The sequence below is a fragment of the Algibacter sp. TI.3.09 genome (assembly GCF_038154905.1).
GTDB lineage: Bacteria > Bacteroidota > Bacteroidia > Flavobacteriales > Flavobacteriaceae > Algibacter.
In genome coordinates this window covers 183180-198169 of sequence record NZ_JBAKAN010000005.1, presented here as the reverse complement: position 1 = coordinate 198169, position 14990 = coordinate 183180, and the positions used below count along the sequence as shown (strand labels likewise).

General features: G+C 33.5%; 11 protein-coding genes. 6 read left to right on the top strand and 5 right to left on the bottom strand.

The genetic code is table 11. The features are described from left to right. Positions 1-9: 9 nt before the first annotated feature. Positions 10-2154, bottom strand: coding sequence for a carboxy terminal-processing peptidase (locus V6246_RS15615; RefSeq protein WP_341561413.1), 2145 nt, complete (start codon positions 2152-2154; stop codon positions 10-12). Positions 2155-2332: 178 nt separating this feature from the next. Here V6246_RS15615 and surE point away from each other — a divergent pair, with 178 nt between their 5' ends. From surE to V6246_RS15590, 5 genes are read left to right on the top strand one after another with little or no spacing between them, the layout of a single operon-like run. Further along, entirely contained in the window at positions 2333-3106 is a 774-nt protein-coding gene (gene surE / locus V6246_RS15610) for a 5'/3'-nucleotidase SurE (protein WP_341561391.1), read from the top strand. After that, on the top strand, positions 3107-3388 hold the full coding sequence (locus V6246_RS15605) for a hypothetical protein (protein ID WP_341561390.1): 282 nt from the start codon (positions 3107-3109) through the stop codon (positions 3386-3388). It abuts the gene before it with no gap. Positions 3389-3424: 36 nt separating this feature from the next. After that, on the top strand, positions 3425-4537 hold the full coding sequence (lpxB, locus tag V6246_RS15600) for a lipid-A-disaccharide synthase (protein ID WP_341561389.1): 1113 nt from the start codon (positions 3425-3427) through the stop codon (positions 4535-4537). A gap of 7 nt (positions 4538-4544) precedes the next feature. Continuing rightward, positions 4545-5120: a C40 family peptidase gene (locus V6246_RS15595; protein WP_341561388.1), complete on the top strand. Its 576-nt coding sequence runs from the start codon at positions 4545-4547 to the stop codon at positions 5118-5120. 24 nt (positions 5121-5144) lie between these two features. Further along, a complete protein-coding gene (locus V6246_RS15590; protein ID WP_341561387.1) occupies positions 5145-7184 on the top strand; it encodes a ComEC/Rec2 family competence protein in 2040 nt (679 codons plus the stop codon). Between the two features lie 18 nt (positions 7185-7202). On the opposite strand, the gene V6246_RS15585 is transcribed toward V6246_RS15590, so the two are convergent. The 4 genes from V6246_RS15585 to V6246_RS15570 form a co-directional block, all read right to left on the bottom strand. Then, positions 7203-7751, bottom strand: a complete 549-nt coding sequence (locus V6246_RS15585; RefSeq protein ID WP_341561386.1) for a thioredoxin family protein — start codon at positions 7749-7751, stop codon at positions 7203-7205. A gap of 142 nt (positions 7752-7893) precedes the next feature. Continuing rightward, positions 7894-9678: a peptide MFS transporter gene (locus V6246_RS15580; RefSeq protein WP_341561385.1), complete on the bottom strand. Its 1785-nt coding sequence runs from the start codon at positions 9676-9678 to the stop codon at positions 7894-7896. A 58-nt stretch (positions 9679-9736) separates the two neighbouring features. Further along, the gene (locus V6246_RS15575) at positions 9737-11290 is read right to left on the bottom strand and encodes a peptide MFS transporter (RefSeq protein ID WP_341561384.1); all 1554 of its coding nucleotides are present in this window, start codon (positions 11288-11290) and stop codon (positions 9737-9739) included. Positions 11291-11319: 29 nt separating this feature from the next. Continuing rightward, on the bottom strand, positions 11320-13509 hold the full coding sequence (locus V6246_RS15570; protein ID WP_341561383.1) for a S9 family peptidase: 2190 nt from the start codon (positions 13507-13509) through the stop codon (positions 11320-11322). Positions 13510-13660: 151 nt separating this feature from the next. On the opposite strand from V6246_RS15570, the gene V6246_RS15565 reads away from it, so the two are divergent. Then, positions 13661-14980, top strand: coding sequence for a hydroxymethylglutaryl-CoA reductase, degradative (locus V6246_RS15565; RefSeq protein ID WP_341561382.1), 1320 nt, complete (start codon positions 13661-13663; stop codon positions 14978-14980). The last annotated feature ends 10 nt before the right edge of the window (positions 14981-14990 follow it).

The window sequence follows — 14990 nt, the reverse complement described above, 5'->3', positions numbered from 1 at the left end:
TTATTTCTTCTAATTTTTAGCTTGAGTATGCGTCGCTGCAACTTTTTCTACTGGGAAGTTTTTCAAATCTTCTAAAACATTTAAAGCCTCTTCAACATAAACATCTTGACTTAAGCTCTCGTGCCAACGTACGCGTTTTTCTTTTAAATCGGTAGTATCCTTATCAAAAAGAGATTGCTCGTATTTTGTGGAATTAAAAGTTAAGTTGGTTTTATAATCAGAAATAGCGTCAAAACGTTTAGCTTCTTCTTCATTTTTATCCAATTGAGATTTATACTTTTTAAAATTCAATGAAAACTTAGTATCGTCAATTTTACTTTTTACCCATTTAGCATTTTCATCAATAAGCTTTAATTGAGCGTTATTAGCCATACGTGCTTTACTATTTGCTACAATTGTATTGTAATCGAAATAACCCGTCCAAGGCTTGTAATCGGCCGCATCAATTTCATCATAAGGTAATGGATTATCTTTATCCTTTTCACCTACATCAATATAACTAAAACGTCCTGGTACTTGCACATCACTTTTAACACCTTCTAACTGCACAGAACCACCATTAATTCTATAATATTTTTTAGTGGTTAACGCTATAGCTCCAAGATCTCCTCCTGTATTACTCCGTAAAACATTATTTAAATCTATTACATTTTGCACTGTACCTTTACCGTAAGTTTGTTTACTCCCTATAATAATAGCACGCTTATAATCTTGCATAGCTGCTGCCATAATTTCTGATGCTGACGCTGAAATTTCGTTTACTAACACAACCAAAGGCCCGTCCCAAACAATAGATTTATCACTATCCTTTAAAACTTCTTTTGCTTGACCTGTAGATCGTACTTGAACCACTGGCCCTTCTTCGATAAACAAACCTGCCATATCTACAACAGTGGGTAAAGATCCACCACCATTATTACGTAAATCGAGCACTAAACCTTCAATACCTTCTTTTTTAAGACGTAAAATTTCGTCTTTTACATCTTTAGCAGCATTTATATTTTTATAATCCTGAAAATCGGCATAAAATGCAGGTAAATCGATAACCCCAAAACGTCCGCCATCTTTTTCAACAACAGATGATTTTGCATAAGTTTCCATTAACTCTACCACATCTCTAGTAATAGTAACATCTTTAACTGTACCATCCATACTTTTAATGGTAAGTGTTACTTTGGTACCTTTAGGTCCTTTTATATATTTAATAGCATCGTTAATACGCATACCAACAATATCCACAGCTACATCTTCATTTTCTTGTTTTACTTTTAATATAACATCTTCAACTTCTAAAAGCTTACTTCTCCAAGCTGGTCCTCCAGAAATTAATTCTACAATTTTAATGTAATCCATTCGCTTTTGTAATCTCGCTCCAATACCTTCAAGTTTTCCTGACATACGTTGGTCGAAATTCTCTTTACCTCTTGGCGCTAAATAATATGTGTGCGGATCAAATTCTTCTACAATAGTGTTTACATAAACAGCAAACCAATCATCACGATCTAAATCATCCACACTATCATTGAAATAAATATCGATAGATTTTAAAGTCGCCTCACGCGCTTCTTTCTCAATAACCTTATCGGTTTTCATAACATACTCTGGGTCCTTTTCTTTAGAACGTTTTTCTCCTTCGTAAATATCATCGTAATTAGAAAGTGTAGAAAACTTTAATTGCTGTCTCCAACGGGCTTTCATTTCTCTCTTATTCTTTACATAACCAGTATTCTCGTAATCGGTATCAAAATCTTCATCAACATTATAATCAAAAGGCTTAGATAATATATCGTGATAAATATTTTTGGCTTCACCTATACGTTCTAAAACACGCTCGTGCACCAAATTGAAAAACGAAATATCTACAGATTTTAATTGATCGTCTAAACTTGTTCTGTATTTTTCAAACTCCCTGTAATCCGAAGCATAAAAATATCTTTTTACAGGATCTACGATTTCTAAATAATCGGAAAACAACTCTTCCGAAAAGGCATCATCAAAAGCAATAGGATCAAAATGTCCACGCTCAATAACAAAGGTTATAAGTTCTATTAATTTTTTATCTTTATCTGGATTATCGAATTTCTTTGAAGTAAAACTACACGAGGCAAATGCCAAAACCATTAACAACGATAGTACTTTAAAATTCTTTTTCATAATATTCTTCATCTTCTGTATTTAAAAATTCTTTAGGGAATTTTATATCATTCTACTAAAATAGAGAAAAAACTATGCCAACAATCTGTTTTCGTTACTAATTTTTTGTTAAACAGAAGAAATAAGGCGTTAACCATCGAAATTATGTATTTTAGCATTTATAATTTAAGAACAAATTATGTCAAAAAAACCCCTTATTTTAATTACAAATGATGACGGCATTACAGCTCCAGGAATTAGAGCTTTAATTGAAGTTATGATTAACCTAGGTGATGTTTTTGTGGTAGCCCCCGATAGTCCGCAAAGTGGCATGGGCCACGCCATTACTTTAGACGCTATGCTTTTTGCTCAAAACGTAAAAATTAGCGAAGGTCCGCAGAAAGAATTTAGCTGTTCTGGCACACCTGCCGACTGCGTAAAAATCGCCATTAGAGAATTACTACCAAGAACACCAGACCTTTGTGTTTCTGGTATAAACCACGGATCTAACTCTGCTATAAACGTTATTTATTCTGGCACCATGAGTGCTGCTATTGAAGCAGGTATTGAAGGCATTCCGGCTATTGGTTTTTCTTTACTGGATTACGCATGGGATGCTAACTTTGAAGCCTCTAAACCTTACGTAAAAAAGGTTGCCGAAAATGTACTAAAATCAGGCTTACCAAAAGGCGTTGTTCTAAATGTAAACATACCAAAGGCTAAAAGTGGCGACATAAAAGGCATCAAAATTTGTAGACAAGCAAAATCGAATTGGGTAGAATCTTTCGACAAACGCAAAAACCCACAAGGCAAAGATTATTATTGGCTTTCGGGTAAATTTGTAAACTTAGACAATGGTGAAGATACTGACGAATGGGCACTTGCAAACCACTATGTTTCTGTGGTTCCTGTACAGTTCGATTTAACCGCACACCACTTTATACAACAACTAAATACTTGGAATTTAAAATAGATGAAGAAAGAAATTTTTATAGGCATGCTCGTTGGATTAATAGCAAATGCTGTTGGCTTAATTTTAACCGCAACACTACTTGGCAGAGGCGACGATTTTACAACTGTAATTAAGGCTGCAGCCGAAGAAGGCTTTTTAGGAAAACTCATTAGCTTAGGCGCTGTTTTAAATCTGATTAGTTTTTTTATTTTCATTAAAAGAAAAGAAGATTATCGTGCTAGAGGTGTATTATTAATCACTGTTTTTATTGCTGTATTTACGTTTCTTTTTAAAATGCTTTAGAAATTACAATCACCCCAACTTAAAAAGTTTTAGCACATGAAATATTACATAATAGCAGGTGAAGCATCGGGAGACTTACATGGCTCAAACCTTATGAAGGCTTTGTTTCAAGAAGATCCAAATGCCGAAATTAGATTTTGGGGAGGCGACCTTATGCAATCCGTTGGCGGCACTTTAGTAACACACTACAAAGAGCGTGCTTTTATGGGCTTTATAGAGGTTATTATGAACCTTCGAAAAATATCTAAATTTATAAGTTTTTGTAAAGAAGATATTGCAGATTACAAACCAGACGTTGTTGTTTTTATTGATAATTCGGGCTTTAATTTACGCATTGCAAAATGGGCCAAAGCTGCCAATTTTAAAACACACTATTATATTTCACCACAAGTTTGGGCCTCTCGAGCAAGTCGTGTTAAAGACATAAAACGCGATGTGGATGCCATGTATGTTATTCTTCCTTTTGTTGAAGATTTCTATAAAAAACATGATTACAAAGTTAATTTCGTTGGCCACCCACTTATTGACGCCATTGCCAACCGAGAGCAAGTAAGCGAAAAAAAGTTTAGAGAAACATACCAACTTAGCGACAAACCTATTATTGCGCTTTTACCAGGAAGCAGAAAGCAGGAGATCACAAAAATGTTATCGGTAATGCTTAGTCTTGTTGACGATTTTAAAGCCTATCAATTTGTAATTGCAGGTGCACCAAGTCAGGATTACAGTTTTTATCAAACCTTTATTAAATCGGCTAACGTAAAATTTATTGATAATAAAACTTACGATTTATTAAGTATTTCTACAGCAGCTTTAGTCACCTCAGGAACGGCTACATTAGAAACGGCTTTATTTAAAGTGCCGCAAGTGGTTTGCTATAAAGGCAGTGCAATATCTTACCAAATAGCTAAACGTATTATTACTTTAAAGTTTATATCCTTAGTAAATTTAGTAATGGATCGCGAAGTGGTAACAGAACTTATTCAGGGTGATTTTAATAAAAAAAGACTAAAGAAAGAATTGGAACGTATCTTGGACAAAGAATCTAGAAAAAAACTCTTTTTAGACTATTACGAATTAGAGAAAGCCCTTGGGGGAAAAGGTGCTAGTGAGAAAACAGCGCAATTAATTTACAACGCGATAAAAGGTTAATCTTTATATGAAAAAAATCATTTTTATACTAGTTCTATTTATAAGTTTTAGCAGTTGTAAATCTTCAAAACGATCAAAAAGAAGTTCTAATTCATCTTCTAAAATAATTACTAAAAAATCTCAGGAATACGAAAAAGGACGCGTAGTTATTTCTTCCGAAGAAAAAAATTACACGCCAAGAACTGCAAATAGCAGAAGAACAAAAGCAGACAACATTATTGAATACGCTGAAAGTTTTGAAGGCGTTCGATACAAATGGGGTGGCACTACAAAAGCGGGCATGGATTGTTCGGGCTTAATTTACGAATCGTTTAGAGCTTACGACGTTAATCTACCGAGAATCTCTCGAGACATGGCCAAGCGTGGAGATAAAATTAACTTAAAAGATGTGCATAAAGGCGACTTGTTATTCTTTAAAACCGGCAATAGAAGAAACGCAATTAACCATGTTGGACTTATTGTTTCTATAGAAAACAACGATATTGAGTTTATACACGCCACTAGCAGCAAAGGCGTAATGACTTCTTGGATAAACGAAACTTACTGGCATAAAGCTTTTTACGAAGCTCGACGGATTTTATAAGATATTTTATATCTTAGTTTAATTATGAAAATTCTCAATTTCACCATAATTAAACTAACCATTTGCCTAGTGATAGGCGTTTTAATTGGGTATTTTATTCCCATTCCAATAATGATGACTTTGTATTTTACACTAGCTGCATCATTAATACTAGGTATCACTTACTTTATAGCTAGAAAACAGTTTTTTAAAACTATTTGGTTTGGGATTACTGCTTTTATTTTAATGATTTCGATTGGAGTTCTCACTGTAAACATCCACAATCAACAAAATTTTAAAAACCACTATACAAAACATCTTTTAAATAAAGATGACTCTGGTTACGCTATCACTTTCAGAATTCGAGAAGTTTTAAAACCCAACACTTATTACGACAAATATATTGTTGATATTTTACAGGTTGACGCAAAACAATCCAAAGGAAAATCGCTACTAAGCATAAAGAAAGACACTTTAAAACCGCCGCTTAACATAGACGCTATATTCTCTACAAAAAGCAATTTTAAAAGCTTAGGCTATCCGTTAAATCCTTTTCAATTTGATTACGAATCGTATTTAGAAAAGAAATACATTTATCACCAAGTCAGCTTAAAACCTACCGAGCTATTTTTAATTAGCGATAATACACATACGGTATTTGGATACGCAAATGCTACTCGACAATTTATTAATTCGAAATTAAAAAAATATCATTTTAAACCCGACGAACTCGCTGTAATTAATGCGCTTTTTCTGGGGCAAAGACAAGACCTCAGTGAAGACATTTATAGCGATTACAGAAACGCAGGAGCTATACATATATTGGCTATTTCAGGACTTCATATTGGAGTTATACTAATTCTATTAAATTGGGTTTTAAAACCGATAGAACGCTTAAAATTTGGCAAACTTCAAAAAACAATATTAATACTTATCATTCTATGGAGTTTTGCCGTAATTGCTGGTTTAACAGCATCGGTAACTCGAGCTGTAACCATGTTTAGCATTGTCGCTATTGCAAACAACTTAAAAAGACCAACTAACATTTACAACACGTTGGCGATTTCAATTTTCATTATTTTATTACTGAAACCGCTTTATATATTCGATGTTGGTTTTCAATTAAGTTATATGGCTGTACTTGCTATTGTTTACATAGACCCTATGATTTATAAATTATGGCAACCAAAAAACAAATTACTAGATATTTATTGGCATACTATTACTATAAGTATCGCAGCTCAATTTGGTATTGCTCCGCTTCTACTCTTTTATTTTCATCAATTCGCTGGGCTATTCTTGTTGTCTAGCATCATTATTATTCCGCCGTTAGCTATTATTTTAGGTCTAGGAATCGTTGTGATTTTAATGGCTTCTCTAAATATATTACCTGCATTTTTAGCAGACTTTTTTGGATATATTATTAGCGGCATGAATTATATTATGAGTGTTATTTCTCAACAAGATTCATTTATCTTCAACGATGTTCATTTTACCATCTGGCATGTATTAACATCATATCTTATAATTTTTTCAATAATACAAGTCTTTAAAAACTATAAGTTTTCTAATTTAAAATGGGCGCTTTTAGCTGTAATTAGTTTTCAGTGTGCTCTTATTTACACAAATTTCAGAAAACCTTCTAATCAATTTGTGGTGTTTCATAAAAGTCGTTTTAGCATGATTGGGAACACAACGCAAAACAAATTAAACGTAGCGCATGATTTAGATAGTATGGCCCTTTTAAAAAATTCAACTATAAAAAACTATACCGTAGGCCATTTTATTAACAACATTGAATACAATAAACTTCAATCTATTTATCTGTTGAAAAACAAAAAATTTTTAGTTGTAGACAGCTTAAACACCTACCATATTAAATCGTTTAATCCGGATTATGTTTTACTGCGCCAATCACCAAAAATAAACTTAAACAGATTAATCGATTCTATTAACCCGAAATATATAATTGCAGATGGTAGCAATTATAAATCTTACACCAAACAATGGAAAGCCGTTTGTAAAAAACGAAAACTCCCTTTCCATGACACACATGAAAAGGGAGCTTTTATAATTGAATATTAAGAATGTACTCGGATTATTCTATCCTTTAAATTCCGATTTAAACGCACTGTAATACGCATTAAATTCATCTTGTGTTTTAATATTTTTGTGATCGTCGTTTTTAAACATCTTTAAATACAACTCTAATTGCGGAGGTGTTTGATACCCTCTTAGCGGTGTAATAACTTCAGCAGTTTCATCAAAAAACAAAACCGTTGGATAGGCGTTTATTTGAAAATAACGTGCTAATTCGTGCGCTGAGTTACGTTTGTTCGCTTTTGCCGGATCGTAATTGGGATTACCGTATGCTTTATCCTTATAGTTTACCACATCATTTCCTTCACCATTTAATTTAACGGCATAATAATGCTTGTTTACATAATCTGCAACTTCTTTATTTTGAAATGTATTTTTATCCAACATTTTACATGGTCCACACCAGCTGGTGTAAATATCCATCATAATCTTTTTTGGATTTTTCTTTTGAAGCGCTATAGCCTCGTCTAATGTTAACCACTTAATTTCTTGTGCGTTTACGTAAACTGTAGTAATAACCGTTAATAAAAACGCGAATGTTATTTTTTTCATTGCAATTAATTTTAATGTATTCAGCTTCATATTTATTATTTGAAACTGCTAACTTCTTACAAAAGTAACAAAAGCCGTACCGAACTTACAAAAAACGCCCCTAAAAAAGGAGCGTTCTTATATATTTTAACATTTTATTTTATTATCGTACACCATGCATAAGCCTTTTAAGTAAAGGATTTAGCACTAATGAAATTAACGCAAATATTGCCGGAACAATAGTAAATATCAAGAAAAAACTACTTAGAGAATACTCTGCTGTAATCTTATCAATCATGCCTCCCATAGTTCCCGCTGCTTTTTGACCGATAGCAATGGCTAAATACCAAATACCGAACATAAACCCGATCATTCTACCCGGAACTAATTTACTTAAATAAGATAACCCTACTGGAGAAATACACAACTCGCCCATAGTATGTAACAAATAAGCTAATATTAAAAACACCATACTAACTGATGCCGTTTTTGCGCCTTGCGGAATACCCAATGTACCAAAAACTAACACTCCAAAACCTAGACCTAAAAGCAATAAGCCAATACCATACTTAGTAGCTGCACTCGGGTTATATTTACTTTCCCACCATCTAGAAAATAATGGAGCTAATGTAATTATGAAAAATGAGTTTAAAATACCGAACCAAGTTGCTGGCACTTCAGTAGCATCTTTACTAAATTCATTGTTAATTTTATAATAAACAATGTACCATAGAAACACAAAAGACAAGCTCAGAATAATATTAGATAATAAGATTTTCTTATACGTTTTTTTGAAAAGCAAAAATAAGACGTAGGTAATTATTGCTAATGGACCTACGGTTAATATTAAATCGATGACTTTAAAGATTGTTGCAGAACTACCTGTAAGTGCACGCTCTGTATAATCTCTTGCAAACAGCGTCATGGAGCCTAAAGCTTGTTCGAAAGCTGCAAAGAATATTACTGTAAATACAGCAAAAACAGATACTGCAATAATTTTATCTCGTACAATTCTAGAATATCTAGAAATACGTGTTGTTATTAAATATAAAAATAGAACTAACGCCGTTAAAACAGTAACGCTAGAACCATCTAAACCTCCTAATTTGAAGTTTAGCAAATTAACGTTTCCTATTTTAGAAATCGGATCGTTTAAAAGATATAAAAAGCCTCCTAGTGCAGATAAAATTATTAAAACCTTATCTATAGTCGTAAAAGGGTTTAACTTCTCAACATGCTCAGTTGCATCTTGTTCTTTAGGATTTCTTTCATTGATGTTTTGAGGTAATTCTACTTCATGCACTTTAGATGGTTTTTCACCAATTTGTCCAAAAAAGTCTTTCGCCAACCAAAACTGAATTAAACCAAGTAACATAAAGATACCTGCCAATCCAAAACCATAACTCCAACCAATGTTTTCAGCTAAATAACCACAAAGCATCATTCCGAAGAAAGCTCCAGCGTTTACACCCATATAATAAATAGTATAAGCGCCATCTTTTTTAGACTCTTTGCCTTTGTACATTTCAGAAATCATAGAAGTCATATTAGGCTTAAAGAAACCTGTACCTATAATTAATAAAGCTAAACCTAAATACAAAGACCAAGGTGTTTCAAAAACCATAGACAAATGCCCAAGCATCATAAAGAAGCAACCAATGATAACAGCCCATTTATAACCTGTAATTTTATCAGCAACCCAACCACCAATAATTGGTGTTAAATACAGCATAGAACCATAAGTTCCAATTAAAGCTAAAGCATGCTCACGAGGCCACTCCCAACCGGGATTAGTGCCAAGCATAGGTGCCGTTAAAAACAATACTAAAAGAATACGCATTCCGTAGAATGAAAAACGTTCCCACATTTCTGTAAAGAAAATAATAAACAAACCTGCAGGATGCCCTATTACTTTGTCTTTAAATAGATTTTCAATATCTGTATTCATAAAAAGAATATTTAATGGTTATAATGAAGAAAACCCTCAAAAGAGGGTTATGTGTTTTTTAGTTTTCAGCTAATTCGAAACCTTCAGCTTCTTCGTTTTTTAAAACGCGTTCACTTTCTTCTGCTCCATGAGTTAACCGTTTTAAAGGTTTCAAAATTACTATAAACAATATACCGATAACTACAGTAAAAATTACAATTCCTGCAAAAATATTAAGCTCTCCAAATTCACTTGCAGATTCACCTATAACACCAGCGACTTTATTACCAAGACCAGTGGCTGCAAAATAAACTCCCATCATTAATGAGGCGTATTTAACAGGCGCTAATTTTGTTATAAAAGAAAGCGCAACTGGCGAAATACAAAGCTCTCCAATAGTGTGAAATAAATAAGCTAACACTAACCAAATCATGCTAGACGTCCCTGATTTCTCAAATTCCATGGCTGCAAACACCATGAATAAAAAACCAAAGCCCATAATTATAATACCTGCTGCCATTTTAAATAAAGAAGAAGCTTCTCTTCCTTTTAGTTTTCGTTTAGCCCAAATACCAGCTACAGTTGTTGCAAGAAGAATAATAAATCCGGCATTTAAACTTTGAAACATAACTGTTGGTATTTCCCAACCAAATAACACTCTATCCGTCTTAGTGTCTGTGTATAAATTAATTAACCCTCCAGCTTGCTCAAAAGCACCCCAAAAGATAATTACCATAATGAATGATAACAATAAAACAACAAAACGATCTTTATACACCTGCGTATCTAAATCTTTATAAATCATCATTAATAAAGATGAAATTGCTGTTAAAAACAAAAATAACAAACCATAACCCCACCCCATAGCATACCAACCAAATAAAGATGCCGCTAATAATACACCAGCAAACATTAATTGTTTTGGAGAACTAAACAACTCAGAATACAACTGACCGTAAGACACTTCGTTTTTATCATTTGTGCTCGGTATAAAGTTACCGACCTGAGATAAATATTTTTGACCAGCTATATAGTTTATTAATCCAAGAACCATAACAACACCTGCTAATCCGAAACCAGCATGCCATCCCCATTTTGCAACAACACCACCAACAACCATAGTTGCTAAAAGCGACCCTAAATTAATACCTATATAAAAAATACTAAATCCTTTATCACGTCTAATATCACCTGCCTTATACAAGCCACCAACCATAGTAGAAATGTTAGGTTTTAATAAACCAACACCTAAAATAACTAAACCTAAACCAGTATAAAAAGCCCAAATATCAGTAAGCACTAAAACGGCATGACCAATACATAAAATAACGGCTCCATATAAAACCGCTTTTTTCTGACCAATCAATTTATCTGCAATCATTCCTCCAGGAATAGACATCACATAAACCAGCATAGTATACCAGCCATAAAGCGCTAAAGCTTCTTGATCTGTCCAGGCTAAACCTGCACCTCTATTGTCTCCAGTAGTTTGCGTAGTCATGTACAACACCAATAAGGCACGCATACCGTAGTATGAAAAGCGCTCCCACATTTCGGTTAAAAATAAAATATACAGTCCTATTGGTTGTCCAAATAATTCCTTTTGATGTGGTTGCAATGCCTTAGCTGCCATAAATTTGTTGTTAGTTAATTATGCTTTTATTATTTCTTGCTTATTTTATCACCTAGATTTTCATCTAAAAAATTGGTCATTTTTGTGTATAAATGCAATCGTGTATTACCACCATAAATGCCGTGGTTTTTATCTGGATAAATTCCCCAATCAAATTGTTTGTTTGCTTGCACTAAGGCTTCAACCAAACGCATTGTGTTTTGCACATGCACATTATCATCTCCAGAACCATGAATTAAAAGAAAATCTCCTTTAAGTTTTTCAACATGATTTATAGGCGAATTTTCATCATAACCACTTGCATTCTCTTGTGGTGTTGCCATGTAACGCTCTGTGTAAATAGAATCGTAAAAACGCCAGCTACTTACCGGCGCAACCGCTATTGCCATTTTAAAAACATCATTCCCTTTAAACAAACAGTTACTACTCATAAAACCACCAAAGCTCCATCCCCAAATACCAATACGTTCCGCATCAATATAAGGTAAAGCACCTAATTGTTTAGCTGCAGCAATTTGATCTTCAACTTCGTATTTCCCTAATTCATTTTGAGTTACTTTTTTAAAATCAGCACCTTTAAGCCCTGTTCCTCTACCATCAACACAGGCTACAATATAGCCTTTTTGCGCCAATAATTGATACCAATAATCGTTAGAACTTATCCAACTATTTGCTACTTGTTGTGAACCTGGCCCTGAATATTGAAACATTAATAACGGATACTGTTTTGAAGCATCAAAATCTGTAGGCTTAACCGTCCACATATTTAAATCGTTTCCATTTATAGCAATTGTACTAAATTCTTTATTAGAAATTTTATACTCCGAAAGCGTTTTAGATAACGCTTCATTATTCTTAATCAGCTTAATAACCTCGCCAGAAGACGCACTATTTAAAGTATATCTAGGTGGTGTTGAAGCGTTAGAAAATGTATTTATAAAATATGAAAAATCAGCACTAAAATCAGCACCATTTGTACCTTCGTCTTTTGTTAACCTCGTTTTACTTCTACCGTTTAATTTAACAGAATAAACATCACGATTTATAGATCCATTTTCTACCGATTGATAAAAAATAGTTTTCGCTTTTTCATTAAAACCATAATAATTGGTTACTTCCCAAGCGCCTTTGGTAATTTGGTTTATCAACTTACCATCTTTACCGTAATGGTAAATGTGATTATAGCCATCCTTTTCGCTTGTCCAGATAAAACTATTATCTTTCAAAAACGTTAAATTATCGGTAACATCAATATAAGCTTTATCTTCTTCACTTAGCAATACACTAGTTTTATTCTCAGCAGCGTTATAAGCTAATAAGTCTAATTTATTTTGATGACGATTTAAAACCTGAGCACTTAAAACATCAGCGTTTTTAGTCCATTCTATTCTGGCAATATATTCTATCTTTTCTCCTAAATCTACCGCAGTAGTTTTTGTTGTTTTCAAGTTATAAACATGAAGCGATACTTTAGAGTTGGCCTCACCAGCTTTAGGATATTTAAACACTTCCTGCGTTTGGTAAAGTCCCATTCCATAAACATCCATCGAAAATTCAGGCACGTTAGTTTCATCAAACCTAATGTATGCTATTTGAGTTCCATCGGCATTCCAATCGAAGGCGCGAACAAAGGCAAATTCTTCTTCGTAAACCCAATCCGTAATACCATTAATAATTTTATTCTTTACACCATCAAAGGTTATTTGAAAAGTTTCACTTGTTACTAAGTCCCTAATATATAAATTATTATTTCTAGCAAAAGCTACTTTATTCCCGTTAGGAGACAACGTTGGTTCCTGTATTTTTTCTTCAGAAATTAAAGTCAAACTTTTACTTTTTACATCGTAGATATAATAATGCCCTAGTACTGAATGACGAAAGATAGACTCCTCGTTTGTCGCCAATATAATTTGACTCTCATCATCACTAAAAGTGTAATCTGTAAAATAATCTACATTATCCAAATCGCTCGAATTAACCAACGTATTAACTTTTTCCAGAGTTTTATAATCGTAGATATCTATAGAAGTGCTTCGTGCTTCGCGATTAAAATTTAAAACAGAATATTGCTGACCGTTAGCCATAGAATGCAAAGCATCGAGCCTTTCGGTTCTAAATGTTCCGTTCCATATTTCTTCTAGAGTAACCTCTTTATTTTGAGCAGATAACACCGCGGTAAAAAAAAGACAAATTTGAAAGCTGAATCTTAGGTATTTCATTAAAATTGATGTTTATTTCTCATAATACCGGCAAGTTTAGTAAAAATACTTCAAAAAAACGTTATTATTAACACATAAATAACTAGTAAAAGTCAAGTTCACGATTAATTATAAGAAGAGTATTATCTTTACACCGTTAAATGAACAAATTATGAGTAAAACGATTGCCGGATTTTCAAAATTATCTAAATCTAAAAAAATTGACTGGATTGCAAACACCTATTTTGCTAATGCAGAAAACACTAAAGCTGTTTTAAAACAATACTGGAACGATAACGAAAAACTACAGCAATTACATGATGAGTTTATAGAAAACACCATTAGTAATTATTACTTACCCCTTGGTGTTGCTCCTAACTTTTTAATAAACGAAACGCTTTACGCCATACCGATGGCTATTGAGGAAAGTTCTGTTGTGGCCGCAGCAAGTAAAGCTGCAAAATTTTGGCTAGACAGAGGTGGTTTTAAAACTACCGTAATTTCTACTAAAAAAATTGGACAAGTTCATTTTATGTTTCATGGTGATTTTGAAAATCTAAAATCGTTTTTCACCACCGTAAAACCAAAATTAATCACCGAAGCTAAGCCACTTACCAAAAACATGGAAGCTCGTGGCGGTGGTATTCTAGATATTGAATTACGAGATAAAACAGCCGACATTGAAGGCTATTATCAATTGCATGCCTCTTTTGAAACGCTAGATGCGATGGGTGCGAATTTTATAAATTCTTGCTTGGAGCAATTCGCAAAAACCTTTAAAAATGAAGCTTTATTATTTTCTGGTTTTTCTGAAGAAGAAAAGCATATAGAAATAGTGATGAGCATCCTTTCTAACTACGTACCCGAATGTTTAGTGCGTGCCGAGGTAAGTTGTAAGGTTGAAGATTTAAGTGAAAATAAAGCCATTTCTGGTAAAGCTTTCGCTGAAAAATTTGTGAGAGCTGTAAATATTGCAGAAGTAGAACCTTATAGAGCCGTAACCCACAATAAAGGTATTATGAATGGTATTGATGCTGTTGTACTTGCCACCGGAAACGATTTTAGAGCTGTAGAGGCTGGCATACATGCTTATGCTTCTAGAAATGGAAAATACAGTAGCTTATCGCATGCTAAAATTGAAAACGGCATATTTACCTTTTGGATGGAAATACCGTTAGCTTTGGGAACCGTTGGCGGATTAACAGGCTTACACCCTTTGGTTAAATTAGCTTTAGAATTACTCCATAAACCATCGGCAAAAGAGTTGATGTCTATTGTAGCAGTTGCAGGATTAGCACAAAACTTCGCAGCATTGCGTTCGCTTACAACTACTGGAATTCAAAAAGGACACATGAAAATGCACCTTATGAATATTTTAAATCAATTTGAAGCCAACGATGCAGAAAAAGTGATACTAGTTGAACATTTTGCAAACAATCCTGTTAGCCATAGTGCTGTTGTAGATGCTATCAATAATTTAAGAAAGGAATAGACAGAAAGAT